18 protein-coding genes and 1 tRNA gene are annotated in these 22,519 nt (G+C 63.1%); 7 read left to right on the top strand and 12 right to left on the bottom strand.

All coding sequences use genetic code 11. From position 1 onward, the window contains the following. Positions 1-296: 296 nt before the first annotated feature. Positions 297-1,343, bottom strand: coding sequence for a GlxA family transcriptional regulator (locus OVA12_RS22605; protein WP_268141001.1), 1,047 nt, complete (start codon positions 1,341-1,343; stop codon positions 297-299). 346 nt (positions 1,344-1,689) lie between these two features. Between OVA12_RS22605 and OVA12_RS22610 the strand changes: the two genes are divergently transcribed. Continuing rightward, a complete protein-coding gene (locus tag OVA12_RS22610) occupies positions 1,690-2,502 on the top strand; it encodes a ferredoxin--NADP reductase (protein ID WP_106752082.1) in 813 nt (270 codons plus the stop codon). Positions 2,503-2,550: 48 nt separating this feature from the next. On the opposite strand, the gene OVA12_RS22615 is transcribed toward OVA12_RS22610, so the two are convergent. From OVA12_RS22615 to OVA12_RS22655, 9 genes are all read right to left on the bottom strand, one after another. Continuing rightward, positions 2,551-3,231, bottom strand: coding sequence for a TylF/MycF/NovP-related O-methyltransferase (locus OVA12_RS22615; RefSeq protein ID WP_268141004.1), 681 nt, complete (start codon positions 3,229-3,231; stop codon positions 2,551-2,553). Between the two features lie 29 nt (positions 3,232-3,260). Further along, positions 3,261-4,382: a UDP-N-acetylglucosamine 2-epimerase gene (neuC, locus tag OVA12_RS22620; RefSeq protein ID WP_268141006.1), complete on the bottom strand. Its 1,122-nt coding sequence runs from the start codon at positions 4,380-4,382 to the stop codon at positions 3,261-3,263. A gap of 16 nt (positions 4,383-4,398) precedes the next feature. Further along, positions 4,399-5,439, bottom strand: a complete 1,041-nt coding sequence (locus OVA12_RS22625; protein WP_326493929.1) for an N-acetylneuraminate synthase family protein — start codon at positions 5,437-5,439, stop codon at positions 4,399-4,401. After that, positions 5,436-6,191 (bottom strand): acylneuraminate cytidylyltransferase family protein, encoded by a 756-nt coding sequence (locus OVA12_RS22630; RefSeq protein WP_268141008.1) that lies wholly within the window; start codon positions 6,189-6,191, stop codon positions 5,436-5,438. Before OVA12_RS22630 ends, OVA12_RS22625 begins: the two co-directional genes overlap by 4 nt. Beyond that, the gene (locus OVA12_RS22635) at positions 6,152-8,014 is read right to left on the bottom strand and encodes a tetratricopeptide repeat protein (RefSeq protein ID WP_268141010.1); all 1,863 of its coding nucleotides are present in this window, start codon (positions 8,012-8,014) and stop codon (positions 6,152-6,154) included. Before OVA12_RS22635 ends, OVA12_RS22630 begins: the two co-directional genes overlap by 40 nt. Positions 8,015-8,114: 100 nt before the next feature. Next, a complete protein-coding gene (locus tag OVA12_RS22640; protein ID WP_268141012.1) occupies positions 8,115-9,554 on the bottom strand; it encodes a globin-coupled sensor protein in 1,440 nt (479 codons plus the stop codon). Positions 9,555-9,928: 374 nt separating this feature from the next. Then, positions 9,929-10,003: transfer RNA gene (locus OVA12_RS22645), tRNA-Val, on the bottom strand. Between the two features lie 230 nt (positions 10,004-10,233). Then, positions 10,234-10,914 carry an HAD-IA family hydrolase gene (locus tag OVA12_RS22650; protein ID WP_268141014.1) on the bottom strand — a complete coding sequence of 227 codons (681 nt, stop codon included), beginning with the start codon at positions 10,912-10,914 and terminating at the stop codon, positions 10,234-10,236. Between the two features lie 76 nt (positions 10,915-10,990). Further along, complete coding sequence (locus tag OVA12_RS22655) at positions 10,991-12,685, bottom strand: methyl-accepting chemotaxis protein (RefSeq protein ID WP_268141016.1); 1,695 nt, start codon at positions 12,683-12,685, stop codon at positions 10,991-10,993. 283 nt (positions 12,686-12,968) lie between these two features. Between OVA12_RS22655 and rpiA the strand changes: the two genes are divergently transcribed. From rpiA to gor, 3 genes are all read left to right on the top strand, one after another. Beyond that, a complete protein-coding gene (gene rpiA / locus OVA12_RS22660) occupies positions 12,969-13,661 on the top strand; it encodes a ribose-5-phosphate isomerase RpiA (RefSeq protein WP_268141018.1) in 693 nt (230 codons plus the stop codon). A 66-nt stretch (positions 13,662-13,727) separates the two neighbouring features. Further along, positions 13,728-14,243: a DUF2059 domain-containing protein gene (locus OVA12_RS22665; protein ID WP_268141020.1), complete on the top strand. Its 516-nt coding sequence runs from the start codon at positions 13,728-13,730 to the stop codon at positions 14,241-14,243. Between the two features lie 112 nt (positions 14,244-14,355). Further along, positions 14,356-15,732 carry a glutathione-disulfide reductase gene (gor, locus tag OVA12_RS22670; RefSeq protein ID WP_268141023.1) on the top strand — a complete coding sequence of 459 codons (1,377 nt, stop codon included), beginning with the start codon at positions 14,356-14,358 and terminating at the stop codon, positions 15,730-15,732. A 55-nt stretch (positions 15,733-15,787) separates the two neighbouring features. Here the strand turns inward: gor and OVA12_RS22675 are convergent, their stop codons facing one another. Together OVA12_RS22675 and OVA12_RS22680 are read right to left on the bottom strand one after the other, a co-directional pair. Beyond that, the gene (locus OVA12_RS22675) at positions 15,788-17,137 is read right to left on the bottom strand and encodes a flavin monoamine oxidase family protein (protein ID WP_268141025.1); all 1,350 of its coding nucleotides are present in this window, start codon (positions 17,135-17,137) and stop codon (positions 15,788-15,790) included. Then, positions 17,127-18,704, bottom strand: a complete 1,578-nt coding sequence (locus tag OVA12_RS22680; RefSeq protein WP_268141028.1) for a diguanylate cyclase domain-containing protein — start codon at positions 18,702-18,704, stop codon at positions 17,127-17,129. Before OVA12_RS22680 ends, OVA12_RS22675 begins: the two co-directional genes overlap by 11 nt. Positions 18,705-19,115: 411 nt before the next feature. Between OVA12_RS22680 and OVA12_RS22685 the strand changes: the two genes are divergently transcribed. From OVA12_RS22685 to OVA12_RS22695, 3 genes are all read left to right on the top strand, one after another. Further along, positions 19,116-19,676 (top strand): response regulator, encoded by a 561-nt coding sequence (locus tag OVA12_RS22685; protein WP_268141030.1) that lies wholly within the window; start codon positions 19,116-19,118, stop codon positions 19,674-19,676. A 72-nt stretch (positions 19,677-19,748) separates the two neighbouring features. Continuing rightward, positions 19,749-21,431 (top strand): NAD+ synthase, encoded by a 1,683-nt coding sequence (locus tag OVA12_RS22690; protein ID WP_268141032.1) that lies wholly within the window; start codon positions 19,749-19,751, stop codon positions 21,429-21,431. A 254-nt stretch (positions 21,432-21,685) separates the two neighbouring features. After that, positions 21,686-22,057, top strand: coding sequence for an endonuclease domain-containing protein (locus OVA12_RS22695; protein WP_268141034.1), 372 nt, complete (start codon positions 21,686-21,688; stop codon positions 22,055-22,057). Positions 22,058-22,519 lie beyond the last annotated feature (462 nt).

Genomic DNA, 22,519 nt, shown 5'->3' on the forward strand with positions numbered 1-22,519 from the left:
CCCTTGAACCTTTCGTCTAAAATTTTAGCGAATTGCGAATTTCACCCAGCGGCAATAAAAAACCCCCGCCAAACGGCGGGGGCAGACTGCTGACAACCAGGAAACCTCTCCATCGTCATCCTCGGCCTTGTGCCGAGGATCTATGCAAATCAATGGCTTGCAGATGGTCGGGACAAGCCCGACCATGACGAAAAAGAAAATACCTACCGTGTCATCAAGCTGACGGCTCCCGCCAGGCGACGGGGGGCTTGTCGATCAGGTGACAGGCAACCAGCGGATGTCCTGCCGATGAATTGTCAGGCTGGCACGGCCGCCTTGGCAGCTTTCGGTTTGGCCGTCCGCGGTTCCCGGTTGCCGCCCTGATAGGAGTTGCGCTCCTCGGTCGGTGTCACGGAATAGCGCTCGCGGTAGCATTTGGTGAAATGTGACGTAGAGGCAAACCCGCAGGCAATCGCCACATCCAGCACCGGCCGGGACGTGCGGCGCAACAGGTCGCGCGCGGTCTCCAGCCGCAGTTTCAGGTAATACTGGCCCGGTGTGCAGTTGAAGTGGCGGCGGAACAGGCGTTCCAGCTGGCGCGGCGACAGGTTCACCGTCATTGCCAGCTGCTGGCACGACAGGGGATCCTCGATGTGCATGTCCATGATGCGGATGGCTTCGAGGATCTTGGCGTTGGAAATGCCGGTGCGCGCCTCGATGTCGTGGCGCTGGGCGCTCTCACCCGAGCGCATGTTCTGGTAGAGCGCGACCTCGGCCACTTCATGGGCCAGATAGGCGCCGTGCTGGATGGCAATGAGGCGCAGCATCATGTCGAGCGAGGCCATGCCGCCGGCGCAGGTGATGCAGTTGCGGTCGATGGCAAAGATGTCCGACGAAACCTCGACGCCTGGAAACTCCTCGCGGAAGGAGCGCAGGTTTTCCCAATGCAGGGTGCAGCGCCGCCCTTCCAGCAACTGATAGCGCGCCAGCAAATAGGCTCCGGTGCAGATCGCGCCGAAGGTCCGCCCGCGCGAGTTCAGCTTGCGCAGCCGCGTCCCGAGTTCCTTGTCGAGCGGTAGGCGCTCGACATCGATGCCGGTGCAGAGCAGGGTGATGTCCGCGTCTTCCAGGTCCTTGATGCCGTGCTGCACGGTGATCTGACAGCCGTTCGAGGCCGTGACCGGCAGGCCGTCGAGCGAATAGGTCGTCCAGCGGTAGTAGTCGCGCCCGATCAGCCGGTTCGCCAGCCGCAGCGGCTCGACGACAGACGAAAAGGCAATCATGGAAAAACGGTCGAGGACGACAAGCGCGATGGTCTGGCCATCGGCGTCCACCCGCGGCAGTTGCGGTTTGGTACTGGACATTTTGTCCGTGTTCCTTGCTCTGGAATGTTCTTGTTGTTTGTTTTGAAGTATCAGGCGCGAGCCGCCGGTTTCTGTCAATGGGCAACGTACATCAGCCAGGCTGGATCCACATTGCCGGTTAATCGCAGCGGGCTGGAATGCTGCCGTTTTGGAGCCGCAGCATAATTTTTCATGTAACCGGCCGTTTGCGGGTCGCATGTTGCTTCATATCAAGGCGCGGAAAGTGGTAGGTGATACACCACAATCGCTGGCCGGTTGCCCTGCTGACGCGGGACCGTGCCCTCAGCGCCACGCTTCACGAACCACCGGCCTGGCTGTTCTCGCCGGTACATGAGACTGGACCGACATGAACGCTCTTGCGACCCCCGCCGACCTTGAAGCCGCCGTTGCCGGCAGCGCCTTCGTGCAGGAAGTCACCGAGGTCACGCACTACACGGACCGGCTGTTCAAGTTCCGCACCAAGCGGCCGGCGAGCTTCCGCTTCCGCTCCGGTGAGTTCGTCATGATCGGCCTCCTGATCGACGGCAAGCCGCTGTACCGCGCCTATTCCATCGCCAGCCCGTCCTGGGACGAGGAGCTCGAGTTCTTCTCGATCAAGGTGCCGGATGGCCCGCTGACCTCGCATCTGCAAAAGATCCAGCCCGGCAACGCCATCCTGATGAAGAAGAAGCCGACCGGCACGCTGGTCAATGACGCGCTGACCCCCGGCAAGCGCGTCTACATGTTCTCCACCGGCACCGGCATTGCCCCTTTCGCCAGCCTCATCCGCGATCCGGAGACCTACGAGAAGTTCGACCAGGTCATCCTCACGCACACCTGCCGTGAAGTCGCCGAACTGCGCTACGGCGAGGAACTGGTCGAGGCGACCAAGAACGATCCGCTCATTGGCGAACTCGCCCAGGAAAAGCTGGTGCACTACACCTCGGTCACCCGCGAGGACTTCCCGCGCCAGGGCCGCATCACCGACCTGATGGCCAGCGGCAAGCTGTTCACCGACCTCGGTGTGCCGCCGATCGATCCGGCCATCGACCGCGGCATGATCTGCGGTTCGATGGAAATGCTCAAGGACACCAAGGCCCTCCTGGAGCAGTTCGGCCTCACGGAAGGCGCCAACAACAAGCCGGCCGAATTCGTCGTCGAGCGCGCCTTCGTCGGCTGATATCTGCGCCACCAGATCATACGGCAGACAGACGTCGTCCGGCCTCAATCAGGGCCGGACGATATACGCCGGCACCCGGTAATGCGGCAGTTTTTGCAGCCGCAGGGGCTTGTCGCTCAGAAACGCGTCGATCACCTCGGTGGCACCAGCGACCGCCGTGTAGTCATCGATGACGATGAGCCCACCGCGCACGACACGGTCATAGAGCTGTTCCAGAACGAAGCGCGTCGGCTCGGCCACATCCATGTCGAGATGCAGCAGCGACAGGCGCAGCTCTGGCCGGCTTGCCAGATAGCGGGGCAGGGTGTCGAACACGTTGCCCGCGACAAGCTCCACGTTGCCAAAGCCCTTGGCATTTAGCAGTCCGGCCAGCTCATCGCGGGACAAGCCGTCGCCGGCGGCCTCCTCGAACCGCGTCACAAAGCTTCGGTCCGCAGCGCGCTCAAGGCCCTCTGAGGGAAACTTGCCAAAGGCATCGAAGCCGACGATCCGGCGGGACTGTTCGGTCTCCAGCAGCGCGCGGAATTGCGCAAAACGGATTAGCGACAGCCCCTTGAACACCCCGAACTCGAACACATCGCCGGGCAGATCGACGATGCGCTGATACAATTCATAATGCGCCAGCAGCTTGTTGATCCGGGTCTGATCGGAAAACCAGTAGTACCCGTTCTCGTAGTCCCAGACGCTGTCCCTCGCGAGCCCGCGCAAATTGTCGATTTGCCCTGTCATGGTCCTACCGTCCTCGCTCGTAATCCGGTTCAGGTCTCGCCGTAGAAATGCTTCTGCAGCGGCACGTTCCAGAACGCATCCTGCGCCAGGATCTCGACAAACCGCGCTGCCGAATGCCCTTGCCCGAAACTGCGGTCTGACTCGAAACGCTGTCCCCACCGGGTCGAGAGAAACTCTTCGATCCGGGGCCGGTCGAAGGCGGAGGCTTCGGTGATCGTTGGCGCTGCCGAACGATTAAGCTGCCGCGTGCCGATGTTGAGGCTGGGAATACCAAGGAACGGCGCTTCACGGACGCCGGCGCTTGAGTTGCCGACAATCGCCGCAGCATTCTTCATCAGTTCCGAAAAATAGGCAAAGCGCATGTTCGGCAGATGGCGGAAGCGCGTCGGATCGAGCCGTTCGATCTCGGCAAAAATGTCCTCCGAGCCCGGATCGTTGTTCGGCGAGATCACGACGAAGGAGCGCCCGCTGTCGGACAGGGCAGCAAACAGATTGGCCGCCTGCGCACCGATGCTTTCACGTTCCGATGTCACCGGGTGAAACACGGCAATGCCATAGTCCGGGAAATGGATGTCATAGCGTTGACGCACTTCCTCCAGGCTGACGCCTGACGGGCCGCGGTGAAAGTCCAGCTCGGGCGAGCCGATGTTGAAGACCGCGCGCGGATCTTCGCCGAGCGACAGCACCCGGGCCCGCGCTGAATCCGAACTGACAAAGTGATAGGTGCACAGCTTGGTGTTGCAGTGCCGGTAGACCTCGTCGATGGTGCCGGACACCTCGCCGCCCTCGATATGGGCGCAGCGGATGTAATTGGTCGCGCAGACCAATGCGCCAGCCAGCGCCTCGATCCGGTCGCCATGCACGATGGCAAGGTCGGGCCGGTGTTCATGCACCCAGTCCGACAGCCCGAGAATGGTCTTGGACAGAATGATGTCCTGCGGATCGCCGATGCGCTGGTTGATGAACTCGGCCGTCAGCACCCCGTCCAGCCGCTGCACTTCAAAGCGCGTCGCCCCGTAGCGGCGCAGCATGTGCATGCCCGTCACAAAGAACGTGACTTCGTGCCCCGCGTCACGCGCAGCAATTGCCAACGGCTCCAGCTTGCCGAAGTCGGCTCGCGTTCCGGTCAGGAACAGAAGCTTGCGGCTCATGCGGCGCTCCCCGGTCTCATTGGTCAAGGTCACTCCAGCGCAGCTGCTCGTTGCGCCGCCGCGCGACCTTCAGCCGCCGGCCGACGACCGCATCGAACTGGCTGACGGCAATCTCGCCATTGCCAGGCCGCCGCGCCCAGATGTCAGCCTCGGTGATCACATGTCCTGCGGCCAGATCCCGGTCGGCGACCACCGAGCCGCGGGCAAAACGGTAGACGTCTTCTTCCGGCGCAGTGCGCTGCTTTTCGTTATGGAGCGCCGTGTGGATCTCGCGCGAGCGGTCGATGAGGAAGCGCAGTTCCGCCGGATCCATCGAACAGGAAATGTCGGGCCCCTTGCGATAGCGCGTGTCGGTGAAATGCCGCTCGAGGATCGAGGCTCCCAGCGCAACCGAGGCCAGAGCCATCTCGGGACCAATGCTGTGATCGGAAAAGCCGACGACGGCGCGCGGGAAGGCGGCGATCAGATCCTTCACGCCTTTCAGTGACACGATCTCGGGCGGTGAGGGATAGAGGTTGGTGCATTCCAGCAGCGCGTAGCTGATGGCTGCCTTGTCCAGAATGTCGACCGAGGGCCGGATGCTCTCCAGCGTCTGCATGCCCGTGCTCATGATGACCGGCTTGCCGAAGCGGGCGATATGCCGGATCAGCGGCAGGTGATCGCATTCGCCACTGCCGATCTTGAAGGCCGGCACGTCGATGGAGGCAAGAAAATCGGCAGCGGCGCGGGAGAAGGGCGTCGAGATGTAGATGACGCCAAGGCTCTCGGCATAGGCCTTCAGTTCCTTTTCCGCTTCCGGCGGCAGCGCGCAGCGGCGCATCACTTCAAAGATCGACACATCGGCATTGGGCGGGAAGATGCTCTTGGCTTCCTCCGTCATCTCGTCTTCGACAAAATGAGTCTGGTGCTTCACCATCTCGCAGCCGCTCAGCGCTGCGGCCTGCACCATCGCCTTGGCCACATCCAGGCTGCCGCCGTGATTGATGCCGATTTCGGCAATGACGAGCGGGGGATGCTGAGGGCCGATCTCCCGGTGGGCAATCTTCATGCCGGTCATGTCTCGGTCTTCCCGTTGTGGCTTAGGATTTCGCTGCAGCGGGCGAGATCGGCAGCCGTATCGATATCTTGCGCCTCGTCCTCAGGGATGGGAAGCACGTGGATGGCCTCGACGGAGTAATCGCCTTCGGTCAGGAACCGCCCGGCATCAAAGACATAGAGCGCCCCGTTGGGCCGCACGACATCCGGCAGGCTCTGTCGGTTTGCGAAGCAATACTCCGGCTTCACCAGCGGCACGAAGCGCTGACCATCAAGAAGGCCCCACTTCAGCACGCCGCGCTCGGCCAGCGACACGCTCATGACCATCGAGGCCCCTGAGTTCGCATAGAGCTGCAATCCTTGGCGGATCGTCTCCGGCCGTCGCAGTGGTGAGGTCGGCTGAAGCAGCACCAGCGTGCCTTCGGTCAGCCCGGCTCTGGGCAGGAGGTCCAGCAGTACTGCCGCCATCGGCGTATCGTCGCGGGCAAGATGCTCAGGGCGCTGATGCACCGTCACCCCGTCCGGCATCGGGCTATCGAGGATCTCGGCCATGTCGGTTGTGACATGGATGTCCGTTATGCTGGCCGCAAGCGCCGCGTCGATGCTGTGCTGGTACAGCGGTTTGCCGGCGAGCAGGGCAACATTCTTGCCTGGAAGCCCCTTCGAGCCGGCGCGTGCCGGAATGATGGCGAACACGCGGCCTGTCGGATCTGCAGAGGAGGCATGGGCCATGGTCAGAGCCCGAGCCTTGCCAGGCGCGTTGCCGGATTCCATTCGGTATCCCGCCAGGCCTCCAGCCGTTGCACCAGTTCGGGAACGAGGCTCACAACGGGTTCGCCCTGCGGAACCACCGTATAGCTGAAATGCGGATACCAGGGCGAGACTTCCAGCCCGAACAGGAAGTGTGGTTGGTCCTGACCAAAGGCCCAGCAGGGCAGGGCATGGCTGCCCGCGAGGTCGGACACGCTGGTGTTGGCGGTGATGATCAGGTCGCAGCAGCTGGCGAGCGCGGCCGCATCCACGAGGTTGTTGAACTGGTCGACATCCTCGAAGGGAAGGAAGTTCGCGCCCCGTCCCTTGATCAGGAAATCCAGCTCCTTTTCGATGGAGATGTACTGCAGATTGACGAAGGTAATGCCCGGCGTCTCGACGATGGGCGAAAACTCCGGAACGGAGAGATAGCTCTTCGCGCGCGCCGGAGCCAGGTTGCGCGAGCGCCAGGAGACGCCGACGACCGGCTTCTGCCGTGCATCAGGGATCCGCGCATGGAACTCCCGCGCCCGCTCCACATCAATCCGGTAGACCGGATGTTGGGCCTTCTTGAAGTCCTCGAACGTCGGGCGCAGGAAATGCGCCAGATCCGACAAGCAGATCTGGTAGTCATAGTCATGCTGCGTCGCATTCAGCGTGATCGCTTCGAATGTGGCCAGCCGGACGGTCGCCTCCGGGAAACTGCGTTCGAAGGGCGCGAGCAGTTTCTGGCTCAGCTCGATGATCACATGCCCGGCGCGCGCGATGATCTCCGGCACCATGGTGCCGCTGCGTATGGCATCGCCGACGCCCTGATCGTTCCACAGCATGATGGTCTTGCCGGTCAGGTCGGAGCCGTCCCATTCCGGCTTCTCGAACTTCCGGCACAGGGTCGAGGACAGGCCGGTCCGGAATCGCGCCTTGGCCAGCTTCCAGCCGAGCTCCAGATTGCCGAGGCCGAGATAGGCCAGCGACATGTTCCATTCTGCCGTCGGAATGTCTTCCGCCCAGTTGGCGCGGGCCTTGGCCAGCGCGTCGATGGCCTCTTTGGAGCGGCGCATGGCCTGATAGATGACGCCGAGGGTAACAAGCCGCCCCGGGTTGTTCGGCTGGGCGGCCACCGCCGCTTCCGCGAAGGGCAGGCCGAGGTGGGCATCGCCCGACTTGAAGTACAGCCTGGCGAGTTCGTGGCTGATGTCGCTGTTTTCGGGGAACAGCTTGTGCGCTGCCAGCAACTCCGGTTCGCTTTCGCTGAACTGCTCCAGTTCGAACCGCGCTCGTGCCCGCTGCACCCAGGCCTCCGAATTGCCCGGATCCAGCTGGACGGCCGCAACGAAGAACTCGAGCGCCTTGTGGTGGTCCTCTCGGTCACGCAGGATCACACCATAATTTCGATAGGCATCGGCATAGGCCGGCTGATCGGAAATCAGCTTCAGAAGCTCGGCTTCCGCCTCGTCCTCGCGCCCCAGTTTGGTCAGCGAGATGGCGCGCATGTTGCGCGCCTCGGGCAGGTTCGGCGAAAAGCTCAGCGCCTTGTCCGCGACGACCAGAATTTCATCCGGCCGGGTTTCGGGCAGGTCCGAGAGGGCGCGGGCGAGGTTGGCGTAGTAGGCCCCCCGATCCGGGGCGATCGCGATGGCCTTCCGGATGAATTCCACGGCCCGCTTGGGAAAGCCAAGCTGGCGATAGGTCACGCCGAGCAGGTTGTTGGCATCAGCCGACGACGGGTTCTTCTTGAGAACCGCCTTGTACAGGCGCTGCGCCTTTTCGATCTCGCCCGCCTGTTGCAAGGCGAGCGCCTTGCGCAAGGTTTCAAGGGTTCCGGCGGCGGCCGACTTCACGTTCATGCGGGCTCCGGGCAGGTTGGTGCGAGGAATCAGTCATGCTGATCTTACCAAGAAATGCCTGCCCGTTGGTGCCGTTGCTGCCGGACACTGCATCCGCCCGTCAGGCCGCCCGGTGACCTGCTTGTTGGCCAGCCTGCCCGGCCGTCCGCCGCTCCGGCCCGGAGTAAGAGGGATCTTGGCCCTTCCGGCGGTCCAGCGGACCGGTGCGAAGCTCCATGAAGAAATCGCGAACGTCCTCGGCGATCTTCGCTGAACAGGCTTTCAGATCGTCGGCAGAAACAAGGAAGTCGCGGGCAACCGCACCAGCAGCATTGATCGTCGTGCTGACCCTCGTCACATTTCCGGAGAGTGTCGTTGATCCAGTCGCGGCGCTCTGGATGTTGGCCGAAATATCGCGCGTGGCCGCCCCCTGCTGTTCGACGGCTGCGGCAATCGATGCTGTCATGTTGTCGACCGACCTGACGGTTTCCGAGATTGCGTTGATCGACTTCACGGCATTCTGTGTCGCCCCCTGGATCGCGGCGATCTGCGAAGCGATCTCTTCCGTCGCCTTTGACGTCTGGTTGGCGAGTTCCTTCACTTCTGCCGCGACAACAGCGAAGCCGCGCCCCGCTTCACCTGCCCGGGCGGCCTCGATAGTTGCGTTCAGGGCGAGCAAGTTTGTCTGTTCGGCGACAGCCTGAATCAGGTTGATGACATCACCGATCTTCTGGGCGGCGTCCGACAGCTTGCTGACCTCGGTCGAGGTCCGGTTGGTTTCATCATTGGCGCGCCGGGCAACATCAGATGCACCCGTGATCTGACGGGAGATCTCGGTGATCGAGCTCGACAGCTGTTCCGTTGCTGCCGCAATCGTCTGGATGCTGGCCGTTGTCTGCTCGGAAGCGGAGGAAGCGGACAGCGCTTCCTGCATCGCTACTGCCGACTGGGACGAGAGGTCTGTTGCCTGCGCCGTCACCTTCGCAGCACTCTGGTCGACCGTCGCCATGGAGGTCTCGACCTTGCGCTTGAAGCTATCGATGGCCGAGCCGATCTGCCGCGCCTGTTCCTGGCGCTGCTCCATCAGGACCTCCTGATAGGTGGAGATCGCGAAATCGAGGTCCATCATCACGGCCTTGTTGAGGGCAACAAGCTGGCGGTTGGCGCGTGAGGTCGAAAAGCGGTTGCGCTTCTGAATGAGCCCGATGAGCTCGTTGAGCACGTACTGATAGCCGGCAATGTACCACTTTGGCTCAAGGCCGATGCGCACATGCGCGCGGCCGATGCGGTCGATGCTGTCCACATAAGCCTGGTCAAAATTGCCCGAAAAAAGTCGCGCCCAATGGGTCTCCTGCGCCTTCTTCAGCTGGCTATCACGTGACCCGATCAGTTGGGCCATCGCCGGAAATGATTTTACATGTCTATAAAATCCATCAAGGACGGCTGGCAGGGCACCTGCCACTACAGGCCACAGCTCCTGCAATGTCTTCTGGGTGTCCTGATCAATCCGTGCGAAACGCAGGCGAGCAACTACGTCAGCTGAGGATGAGTGAGTGTGCATCGTGTCCCTCGGTCTTTGTGCCGTATAGGAATCCTGCGTTTACCAAATTAAAAAGAAATTAACTTGATGCGGGAGGCGGCAAATTAGAGATTTTATTTTGAAAATGGCCAGCAATCTTGTGTGGTTTGGTCAATATATTGGCAGTCGATTGTAAAAAAAGGCGATGCCACCTAATGATTATAGACTGTTTTACTATTGAAAAAAATACCAATGCCCATTGAAACTATGAAGGAGATATCGTCTGAATCGCAACCCGACTTGCTCCACACTTAACCATGATTGTTAAGGAAAAACCCGTACGCGGCCCAGGCGCCGAACGCCACGGCGATATCCGGAAGCGACCGTCCATAACCAGTAAGGTGATTTCAAGGGGATGGTGGGCGATGCAGGGATTGAACCTGCGACCTTTCCGGTGTGAACGGAACGCTCTCCCGCTGAGCTAATCGCCCGCGCCGCTTGGGCTGGTGGCGGGCTTTTAGGCGATTTCGAGGGGAGGTGCAACAGGGCGGCAGACATTTTTCTGTCATTTCGCGCGGACCGCCGTGACGAGGCCACGGGAGACGCCGTCGTATGAGCCGGCAGTCCGCACGCTTCAGCCACTTGTGTTCTGAAGCTGCCTCGCCCCTTTGGCTGCCTGTGCCTGTGGATTGTCCACATCACGTGAAATGGAAGGCCGGTACTACTCGGCGGCCTTCGCGCTCGATTGCAGTGCTTCCAACGCGGCTGGCAGTTCGCGGAAATGCGAAATCACCTTGTCCGGTCCCAGATCGCGCACCGGGACATTGGCGTAGCCGAAGTCGACGGCGACAACGGGCAGGCTAGCCGCGCGGGCAGCGGCAATGTCGGTCGCCGTATCGCCAACCATCACCGAGCCGACCGGTTCCCCGCCAGCACGGCGGATGGCGCCCAGAACAGGACGGGAGTCCGGCTTTGGCCGCGCATAGGTGTCGCCGCCGATGATGGCGCCGAACAGGGGAGTGAGGTTCAGCTCATCCAGAAGCTGGCGCGCCAGTGCCTCGGCCTTGTTGGTGCAGATCGCGAGGCGCCAGCCGTCGCCGCGCAGCGCCTCGAGTGCTTCGACCGCGCCCGGGTAGGGCCGGCTCACCAGCGAAATGTTGCGGGCATAGTGATCGAGGAACACCGGCCGCATGGCCGTCAGCACAGCCTCGTCCGGCACAATGCCATTTTGCTCCAGTCCGAGCCGCAACAGGGGCAGCGCGCCGAAACCGGCGTGCGGCCGCGCGATCGCTTCGTCGACCGGTTGATGGCCATGCAGCAGCATCGTTGCATTGAGCGCCCCGACAAGATCGCCGGCGGTGTCGACCAGCGTGCCGTCAAGGTCGAGTACGATAACGGTCACAGCTCTCTCCTTCTGGATCGTACTGCGAGCAATAGGCGAGGCTATTCCTGCCTGCAAGCTTGATAAATTGTCTTAGTTAGAGCTTGTAAGCTGTCCGGAAGCCACCCCAGTGCTTGCCGGCAACCACGATCGGAACGTCAACCTCCTGCATCCACACCACCGTACCGTTGCCCATGTCGCGGGCATAGGTCTGGATCAGGACCGGACGGGAGCTGCGCGCGGCGCTGAGGCCGGCGCGATCGTCGAAGATGCGCCGGTTGCGGCAGTTCGCGGCGTTCCACGTCGGGTCATCGGCCTTCTGCGGCTTGGAGTAGACCTTGTTGTGGACCGGAAGATAGCCGTTGCGGTCGACCGCCGCGCAGAACGCCATCGTCGGTTCGCTGGCAAGGATCGGTTCAAGGATCCCCGGCAGGACCTCCTCAAGTCGCGACAGGAATCGTGTCTCGAACTGGACCGGGTTGGTGCCGGCGATTGGCTTGTACTTCGTATCGAACAGGTCGCTCTGGGTCAGCTTGCGCGTGTCGAGGAGCTCTTGCAGGGCTGCACTGATCTTGGCCGCGCCGTCCTTGGCCTTCTGGACAGCATTGGAATAGTCGGCCTGCAGCCGGATGATCCGTTTGTCGAGGGCATCTGATGTGGCCTCGTCCATCTTGATGAATTGGCAATGCAGACCATTGTCGGAGCGGTTGACCACCCGCAGGGAGATATCGCCAATCCCGTCCAGGGCCAGAACGCCATCAGCAGGGTGCGGAACCCTGTCCAGTCCTTCCGGCTTCAAAAGAACGCCGGCATGAGAAATGTCGCGTGTTTCGATCCGGAACGTCTCACCGCGCAGCAGAAGCCGTCCGTTGATGCGTGCCGGAAGCCGGTCTTCCACACGGCGGTCGCCGATCGAGCTTTGCCTGATCATCATGGTGAAGCGCGGACCGAGCGCTGCGGCCGCCGCAGCCATTTTGCCCGCGGCCTCCATGGCCTGTGCGCCGCTCTCTTCGGCAACGGCCGTTGCGCTTTCGATCGCCTCGACGCGCGCAGCAACCTGCTGCACGAAGCGTGCGGTTTCGTCAGCGCGGGCGTTGATCTGGTTGGTGGCGCCAAGCTGCTCGCTGACGGCAAGCTCAACATCGGCAAAGGTCGGGCGCAATTCGCCGATCATGTCGATGATCCGGCTCACCGAGTTGATGCTGGTCTCCGCCGAGGCCTGCAGCCGGTCGATATTGGCGACGATCACGTCGGTCGCGCGCTGCGTCTCGACCGACAGGGACTTCACTTCGCTTGCGACAACCGCAAACCCCTTGCCGGCCTCACCAGCGCGGGCCGCCTCGATCGTGGCGTTGAGGGCAAGAAGGTTGGTCTGTTTGGCAACGTCCGAGATCAGCCGCACGACGCTGGCGATGTCGACAATCGCGGCTTTGAGGTCAAGCACGCCAGCGTTTGCCTCGTCGGCTACGGTCATTGCATCAACTGAAAGCTGCGTTGATCGCTGGACTTGCGAACTGATCCGGCCGGACGCAGCGGCGAGTTCGCCGATGGACGCTGCCAGTTCGGCGGCGTTCTGCGTGGCGATGGTCGACTGGCTGTGGAGTTCTGCCCCGTCGCGCCGAATGCCCTCCAGAACGGCAAACTGGTCCGAAATCTGATGACGTAGATCTTCTGCCTGCTTGCCGATTGCATTCGCAGCGGTGTGCAGATCAGATTCTATTGCGTCGAAAGTATGAGCCGCTTCGATCCGCTGCTGCTTGGCCTGATCCTCGTCATTCGGCGTTTGTACCACTCTCGTACTCTCGGTTGCCGCTCCTTGCGGTGCAACATTTGCGTCGCCAGCAGCACGATTTCGCTTCGAGAGGAAAGACATTGGCAGGTTTCCGGATGGAGAAATACTTCGGATTTACATTCTGGCCTCTGGTTCTGAATGGACCGTTAAAAAGCAGCTTATGATTGCAGAGACTTTGAGCGAACACCCTCGTTGGACAGATCGTCTTTGCCCTGTCCGGCCCTGCATGCTAAGCACCGCCAACACCCGGCTTGAGGCCGGATCGCACGATGATGAGGTGACCATGAGCGACGACTGGAAGCGTCTGGCGGCCGAGGCTGCCCTGCAGGAGGTCCGCTCCGGAATGAAGATCGGTATCGGCACCGGATCGACGGCCGAACACTTCGTTCGGGCCCTGGGCAAGGCCGTCGCCGACGGGCTTGATGTCATTGGTGTCCCGACCTCGGAACGCACCGCAGCGCTGGCGCGCGACCTTGGCATCCGCCTGGCAACCCTTGAGGACCTGCCGGTTCTCGATCTGACCATTGATGGCGCCGACGAGATCGATCCGCAGTTGCGCCTCATCAAGGGCGGCGGCGGCGCGCATCTGCGCGAGAAGATCGTTGCCGCAGCCTCGGGCACGCTGATTGTGATCGCCGATCACACCAAGCTGGTTCCGGTTCTGGGCAAGTTCCCGCTGCCGGTCGAGGTGGTGCCCTTCGGTCTTGGCGCCACCCGCAAGGCCATCGAGACCGTGCTGACGCGTCACGGGCTGCCAGCCGCCTTGACCTTGCGCGGTGGCAATGACCATCCTTTCGTCACAGATGGTGGTCACTACATCCTTGATGCTGCGCTGGGTGCAATCCCGGATCCGGACGGTCTTGCGGCCGATCTCGTCGCGATCCCTGGCGTGGTGGAACATGGCCTCTTCATCGGACTGGCAGGCAAGGCCTATGTCGCCGGTCCGGAGGGTGTTCGTGTGGTGACGGCTGCCTGACAGGCTGGATAGCCTTGGGCGCATGTGCCACCGACCCTTGTCATTTTTGAGCATTGGAGTTTGACGATGAAACTGATCCCCACCTTCAAGGCCCTGCCGATGCTGGCAGCGGCACTCATCGCTGGTGGCCTGACCATGCCGATGGCCAGCGCCCAGGAACTGACCGAAGCGCATCTGGCCGCCGCCCGCCGCGCCGTCATTGCAGCCGGTGCCCTGCAGAGCTTCGACGAGATCATTCCGATCCTTGCCGAGCAGACCAAGACCGTCTTCATCCAGTCTGACCCGTCCGTGACGCCGGTCATTGAGGAAGTGACGACCGATGTCGCTCTGAAGCTGATCGATCGTCGTCCTGAGCTGAACAAGATGGTCTTCGAAGTCTGGGCGCGCCGCCTGACCCAGGAAGAGCTGACCCAGATCGGTGACTTCTACGAAAGCCCGATCGGCAAGAAGCTGACCCAGTTCGGCCCCGAACTGACCGCCCTGTCCATTGGCGCGGCTCAGCAGTGGCAGGACCAGCTGTCGATGGAGATGGTGAGCGCCGTCCGCACCGAGCTGGAAAAGCGCGGTCTGGTCAAGCCGTAATCCGGCTCCTTCAGCTGCAGCGGCCCCGGTTTTCGGGGCCGTTTTCATTGGCAGGCTTGAATGCGGACGCCGGTCGGACAACATCAGGGACACGACAGGTCAGGACACAGTCATGAGCGAATTCGATTTTGATCTCTTTGTCATCGGCGGCGGCTCCGGCGGTGTCCGCGCGGCCCGCATCGCCGCTACCCATGGCGCACGCGTCGGCATTGCGGAGGAATACCGCTATGGCGGCACCTGCGTGATCCGCGGATGCGTGCCCAAGAAGCTGTTTGTCTATGCGTCACGCTTTTCCGAAGAGTTCGAGGATGCGGAGGGCTTCGGCTGGAGTGTTGGCGAGCACAGCTTCGACTGGTCACGCCTGATCGCCGGCAAGGACAAGGAAATCGCCCGCCTCGAGGGCATCTACCGGCGCAATCTCGAGCGCACCGGCGTCGAGCTGTTCGACAGCCGCGCGGTGCTGGAAGGCCCGAACACGGTCCGTCTTCTCGCCAATGATCGTCTGATCTCAGCCCGCTACATTCTGATTGCCACCGGGGCCACCCCGAACGTCGATCCGGAACTTCCCGGCGGTGAACACGTCATCACCTCGAATGAGGCTTTCCACCTTCCCGAACTGCCCAAGCGCGTGGTGGTGGCGGGCGGTGGCTACATCGCTGTCGAGTTTGCCGGCATCTTCAACGGCCTTGGCGCCGAGACGACGCTGATCTATCGCGGTGATGAAATCCTGCGCGGCTTTGACGGCGACATGCGCAAGGCCCTGCACGAGGAAATGGAGAAGAAGGGCATCCGTGTCCTGACCAACGACACCTTTGCCGCCATCGAGAAGGCCGAAGACGGTACGCTCACCGGCAAGACCCGCAAGGGTGAGGTGCTTCAGGCCGACCAGATCCTGTTCGCCATCGGCCGCCGGCCCAACATCGCCGGGCTTGGTCTGGAGAAGGCTGGCGTTGCGGTCACCGACGCCGGCGCCATCCAGGTCGGTGCGGACTCCCGGACTTCGGTCCCTTCGATCTACGCCGTTGGCGACGTCACCGACCGGGCCAATCTCACCCCGGTTGCCATTCGCGAGGGCCATGCCTTTGCCGACACGGTGTTCGGCAACAAGCCCTGGACGGTCGACCACAGCCTGATCGCCACCGCCGTCTTCTCCCAGCCGGAACTCGGCACCGTGGGGCTTTCGCAGGAAGATGCGCTGAAGCGGACGGGCAATCTCGATATCTACAAGACCAGCTTCCGACCGATGCGTCACACCCTGTCCGGCCGTGACGAGAAGATGCACATGAAGCTGATCGTCGACGCGGACACCGACAAGGTTCTGGGCGTACATATCCTCGGCCATGACGCAGGCGAGATGGCTCAGGTCCTTGGAATCACGCTGGAAATGGGCGCGACCAAGGCGGATTTCGACCGCACGATCGCCGTTCATCCGACGGCGGCGGAAGAGCTCGTCACCATGCGCGAGCCGACCGAACGTCTGAGCGCCTGATCGGCTCGCATCCGGTCAACGCACTGCCCGCCCGGCGCGGGGCCTCTGGCTGACTTCAGGTGGCCAGCACGTCCCGTGCCGCCGCTTCTCCGCTCATCCATGCCCCGTGTACGGTGGCGTGATGCGCAAAGAGGCAATGTTCTCCGGCGAAGAACAGCCGCTTTCCCTGCGGCTTTGCCAGCAGCTCAAAGTCCTTCGCTCCGCCTCCTGTGAGCGGGAACGAGTAGGAGCCACGGGCAAACGGATCGCGACTCCAGTCCGACGCCATCTGCCAGTTCCGCTTTCGGTCAATGCGCGGCAGTTGCAACCGTGCCAGCAGGGCGTCGGCGGCGGCCATCGCGCTTTCCATCGATGTCTGCTCCAGCGCCCGCCCGCCCTTGCCCCCCGCCACAAGCATGAGAGCTGGCCAGGGAGCCTGCCTGAGCGGATAGAGTGCCGTCCACGGCGCAAGCGCCGGATCGGCAGGAAGGATGACGTCCACCGCCGGCAATGCTCCGGTTACGGGAACGGCCAGCTTGAACAGCGTGCCAACGCCGATCCGCTCCATGGCCTGACGCCGCCGTCCAAGAGCAGCCTCGGGCAGGACGATGTCGCCCGACTTGAGAACGCCGAGCGGCAGGGCCACGACCACCTGATCGGCCTCATGCGTCGCCCTGTTTGTCGTCACACGCAGGCCATCCGCCCGCTCCTCGACGCTGACCACCGCTTCATCCAGCCGGATATCGAGACCGCGCGCCAGCAGGGCAGGGATCCTGTCGTAGCCCTCCACGATCCAGTGATCGCCGCCGTCCAGCGCCGCGTCATCATCAAAGCTGCCGGCGTCCAGATCCTCCGGGTCAGCGCCAAGGTCTCCCGTGATTTCCAGACGTAACAATGCGGCAACCAGTGGGGGCAGGACACCACCATGAGAGATCCGGACCAGCGCAGCGGCCAGCGATTGCCGCGCCGGACTGTCACTCTGTGCATCGACCTGCCGCAGCAGATCCATAAGTTGGGCATCAGCTGCCTCCAGCCGCGCCGGGGGAATTTTCATCCCCGTGGCGTCCAGTGCCAGGCTCATTCCCCGATCATAGGATGTTGCACGCAAGGACAGGCCTGCGCGCCGGGTCATGTCGATCAGCGGATTTCCCTGCGTTCCATGGATCCACCCCGCGCCACGCTCGACGGCAAACCCGGCGCTGCGGTCGGTCTCGATGCGCCCGCCGATCCGGGGCCGCGCCTCCAGCACGGTGACGGACTGACCCGCGTCAGCCAGATGGCGCGCCGCTGAAAGACCAGCCATCCCGGCTCCCAGCACCAGGACGTGCCGGCGGGCCGCTCCGTATGTCCGCAACGGTATGGCCTGGCTTGCGGCGAACGCTCCCAGTGCCAGCAGGATCCGCCGACGTGTGCCGTCAGCCGACATGGACCGACGGACCGCGGCGGCGACCGGACGGGTCGGGCCTGAGTGCCTCCGCCTTTGCCATGTCTCCTGCAGACTGCGCCTTTTCGGCGACGCTCTTCAGTCCTTCGACATCCGGGTCGCCGGCAAAGACAAAGGAGCCGACCCGCCGGGATTTTGCAGCGTAGAGCGCGGCATCGGCAGCCGCCAGAAGCACTTCGCTGTCGGTGCCAGCCGTTTGCGCCATGGCAATGCCAAGCGAGACACCGAAATGGGCGGATGTTGTCCGCGTCAAGGCAATTGGGGCGGGCACGGTCAACAGGATCTGCTGCGCCAGCCGGGTCAGCTGCTTGCGATCATGGCCTGCCGTCACCAGCACGATGAACTCGTCACCACCCAGGCGCCCCACCAGCCCTTGCTGCCCAACAGCATCCTCCAGGCGCCGGGCCACTTGCCGCAGCACCTCATCGCCGGCACCGTGGCCGAAGTTGTCGTTGATCGCCTTGAACCGGTCGAGATCGCAGCTGATGATGGCAAAGGGCTTGGCCGGTAACCCCGCCACAGCAGCCTCCAGTGCCGCGCTGATCTGCAGCCGGTTGGCAAGACCGGTGAGAATGTCATGCTGGGCAAGGTGGTTGGCTTCGCGCTCCCGCTCTTCCAGCGCCTTCGTCAGTCCGCTGATCTTCCAGGCGATCACCAGCGCCGACACCGCAATGACGCCGCCCAGGAACACGATGGCCGGAATGATCATCTGCCAGACATGCTGCCCAGGCGTCTCACTGACCCACTGAAACTTGCCAAGCTGGCTGCCATCGGCGGCGGTCACCGGAAGATTGGTCAAGCCGGTCGTCAGCCGTGTCTCGCGGACAAACCGCAGGTCTCCGAACGACAGCTGCGAATTGATGTCGGCCACAAACGCCTCGTCCAGTGCCTTGGAGGACACCAGGATGACCGGCGGGCCATTGGGCAGCGAAACCTCGTCGTCATCCGGCACGATCGGCATGGCGACCAGCAGCGATACGACGCCATTCACCTCCGCAAAGGAAAAGACTGCGCTCTCCTCGACGCGGGTTGCAGCCAGCGTACCTGGCGCATCCAGCGCCGCGCCCTTTTCGGCATGGCGACGCGTGGTGGCCTGCGCGATCTGCATGAGGGGAGAGGAGGCCGGCAGCGGCTTGCGCCTGAAGCTCGCCTCGCCAGCGCTGGATTCGGCGAGCAGGATCCCGCCCGGATCGATCAGGAAGGTCTGTTCGTGACCGAAATCATACCAGAGCGAATCCAGGAACTCGTAGCGCACAAAGCCCGAATTGAAGCGGATCGAGATGTTTTCGACCGAACGGTTCCAGCGCGCCAGGGTGAACTGGTCGCGGGCAATCAGCATGCTGCGGTCATTGAGCGCGTTTTCCAGCAGGCGCAGCTCGTTGCGCTGGGCTTGCTCGTCGGCCGCACGCGAAGCGATGTAGCCGACAAACACGAGCGAGAGTGTCGCCAACGCGATGAGCACTGCGGCCAGCAGATAGACCTGCCGTGTCAGGCTCCAACCCGACCGCTTCTGCGTCAAGGCCATGTCTCTCGCGTTCGTCGTCGGCACTGGCAGGCGGTCTCCGCTCGCGGGACGTGGTGTCCCGTCAGGGGCTGCATTTTTCTGTTCGGGGAGGATAAGTCACCCTAATTAATTTCCCATACGGAAGATTGGCAAATTTCCCGTTAAGGCGGCCCTGTCAGGCGACATCTGTTCCTGCCCCGCGGCGTGCTCCGGTCATGGAGTCTGGACCCGGCTCATGGGCCCGCGAGGGCCGATGTTCGGTGCGCTGGCCATTCTCCCCACTCGCCACATGTCACAGGGCAATGCTCTGATATCGCGGCGTTAGATAGGCAGTTTTCCCTATTTTTCACAAAAGGCAGCCGTTTTTTGCGATTGATATTTCCAACAGTATGGATCGTAAGACTGCCTTAACGGAAGATCGCATAGGACACCGCAGCAACACCTCGGGAGGGTGACATGCGCACGCGGATAGACCTCAGCAATCTGTCGTTCCTGATTCTCGACGACAACATGCACATGCGCCAGATTCTGCGCTCGATCATGGCCGGCTTTGGCGCCCGGCGAATCTTCGACGCGGGCGATGGTGCCGACGGTCTCGAGATCCTGATCGACCGCCGACCGGACCTCATCATCTGTGACTGGGCCATGACCCCGGTCTCCGGCGCGGATTTCCTGAAGCTGCTGCGAGGCGACAAGGACAAGACCCTTGCAACGACGCCGGTGGTCATCGTCACCGCCCATGCCCGCAAGCCTGTCGTCCTGGAAGCAATCCGGATCGGCATTCATGGCTTTGTCGCCAAACCGGTCGCTCCAGCGGTTCTCCTGAACCGGATCGAGACCGCGCTGGTGCAGCAGGATCTCCATGGCCGCAGCCGTGGTTCGCTCAGCCTGCCAGGGCAGCGCGCGCCGCAGCGTGCACCGCAACGCCGTGCAAAGCCGACCGAGATCATCGACCTGTCCCAGCCCTCCGCGCGTCCGCTCCCGGTCGACGATGCCATGGGCCTTGCCTTCCTCTGAGGCCCAGGCCGAAGATACCAGACCCGCTGGCGCTGATTGCCAGCTTGCGGCCGGTGCGGTACTGATTTGCCCATGACCGACGCCTCCCTTGCCTCCGCCTCCCGCCTTCGCCTCGCCACTGCCCAGCTCAATCCCGTCGTGGGCGACATCAAGGGCAACGCTGCCCTCGTCCGCGCCGCGCGCGCTGAGGCGGCCGCCAGCGGGGCGCATCTCCTGCTTCTGTCAGAGCTGTTCCTCGCCGGCTATCCGACCGAGGATCTGGTGCTGAAGCCCGCCTTCGTCCGCGCCTGCCGCGAGGCGGCCGAGGATCTGGCCAAGGACACCGCCGACGGCGGCCCGGCCGTTCTTGTCGGCCTGCCCTGGTCCGACGGTGAGGGCGTGCACAATTCCGTCGCCCTGCTCGATGGCGGGCGCATCGCCGCTGTCCGGCACAAGGTCGACCTGCCCAATTACGGCGTCTTTGACGAGAAGCGCGTCTTCACCCCGGGGCCGCTGCCGGGGCCGGTCGAGTTCCGCGGCCTGCGCCTCGGCCTGCCGATCTGCGAAGACGCCTGGGCCGACGAGGTCATCGAGTGCCTGACCGAAACCGGCGCCGAGATCCTGCTGATCCCCAATGCCTCGCCCTACTGGGCCGGCAAGGCGGAAGAGCGGCTGCAGGTCATGGTCGCCCGCGTGGTCGAGAGCGGCCTGCCGCTGGTCTATTGCAACCAGTTCGGCGGCCAGGACGAGCTGGTCTTCGACGGCGCCTCCTTTGCCCTCAACGCCGACCGCAGCCTCGCCTTCCAGCTGCCGCAGTTCGCAAGCCTGATCTCCGTCACCGACTGGGAGCGGGACGGGGAGGGGACGCTTCGCTGCGTCTCCGGTCCCGTTCATCCGCTGCCGGCCCGCGAGGAAGCCAACTGGCTCGCCTGTGTCCAGGGTCTGCGCGACTATGTCGACAAGAACCGGTTCCCCGGTGTCGTGCTCGGCCTGTCCGGCGGCATCGATTCGGCCGTCTGTGCCGCCATGGCCGTCGATGCGCTGGGCGCTGACCGTGTGCATGGCATCATGATGCCCTACCGCTACACCTCGACCGACAGCCTGCGCGATGCCAAGGCCAGCGCCGATGCGCTCGGCCTGCGCTACGACATCGTCCCGATCGAGGCGCCGATGACCGGCTTCAGCGAGGTTCTCGCCCCGCTCTTTGCCGGCCGCGCCCCGGACATCACGGAAGAAAACCTGCAGTCGCGCAGCCGCGGCGTCATTCTCATGGCTGTGTCCAACAAGTTCGGCGCCATGGTGCTGACCACCGGCAACAAGTCGGAAATGTCGGTCGGCTACGCCACGCTCTACGGCGACATGAACGGCGGCTACAATCCGATCAAGGATCTCTACAAGACCGAGGTCTACCGTCTGGCCGCCTGGCGCAACCTGAACCGCCCGGACAGCCTGAAGGGCCCGGCCAGCGAGGTCGTTCCCGCCGCCGTCATCACCAAGGCGCCCTCGGCGGAGCTGCGCGAGAACCAGACCGACCAGGACAGCCTGCCGCCCTATGACGTGCTCGATGCCATCCTTGAGGGCCTTGTCGAGAACGAGCTGTCCGTGGCCGAGATCGAGGCCAGGGGCTACGACCGCGCCACAATCCAGCGCGTCGAGCACCTGCTTTACATCGCCGAGTACAAGCGCCGCCAGGCCCCTCCCGGCGTCAAGATCACCCGCCGCAATTTCGGCCGCGACCGCCGCTACCCCATCACCAACCGCTTCCGCGACCGCTAAGCGGGCCGGTTGTCCGCCCGCCGGCCGGATTCATCGTCTCAAGCCGCTGACTCAGTCTCTGAACCACCGGATCCGGCACTTGAACGGGTCAAAGTCGCCACGAAAACAGGGTCTTGTCCAATGAAACGGACTCAGGTTCTGATCCGGCTGACTCGATTTGCGAGCCAGTTCAAGTGGATGCGGTGACGGATTCGATCGGCTGGGAAGGCCTTGTCGCGTCATGGAACAAGGTCGGCTGCAGGGAGGGGGACCGGATGAGTCGGATCACGGATGGGACCCGGAAGCGAGCCAAGGACCTGCGCCGGGACCAGACCTTTCAGGAACGCGCCCTCTGGCCGCATCTTCGCGGCCTGAAAGCGCACGGCCTTCATGTCCGCCGGCAAGCTCCCATTGGCCCCTACATCGCCGACTTCGCCCTCTTGTCCCATCGCCTCGTCATCGAGATTGACGGCGACAGCCACGGTGCCCCCGGTCAGTCCCGGCACGACGCCACCCGCGACCAGTGGCTCGCGTCCCAGGGCTTCACGGTCTGGCGCTTTTCCGCCCGCGACATCGAACACAATCTGGAAGGCATCGTCGAAACCATTCTTCTGCGCCTTGGATTGTTCGGTCCGGAGAACGATTGAGGTTTGAACCCTTTGTTTTCCGCAGAGCCCCCCACCCCCGACCCCTCCCCACGAGGGGGAGGGGAGCAGAAGCGCCGAGCCCGGATTTCCTGCCACGTCGAATTCAGAATATTGGTGTCTGCGATTACGGCGTCACGGCAAAGCCTCTCCGCCCCCCTCCCCCTGGTGGGGAGGGGTTAGGGGTGGGGGGAGCCCCACGCTCAGGCCTTCACAGAAGTACGCAGCGAGCCAGCCCAGAGGCACTTTCGATCACCGAGCCCCTCCGCCCCGCCGAGCCCCCCACCCCCGACCCCTCCCCACCAGGGGGAGGGGAGCAGAAGCGCCGAGCCCGGACTTCCTGCCACGTCGAATTCAGAATATTGATATTGGCGATCTCGGCATGATGGCACGACCTCTCCGCACCCCTCCCCCTGGTGGGGGCCGAAGGCGGGGCGAGACCCGTGGCTCGACCCCGGTAGGGTT

This window comes from Pannonibacter sp. SL95 (genome assembly GCF_026672425.1).
Taxonomy (GTDB): domain Bacteria; phylum Pseudomonadota; class Alphaproteobacteria; order Rhizobiales; family Stappiaceae; genus Pannonibacter.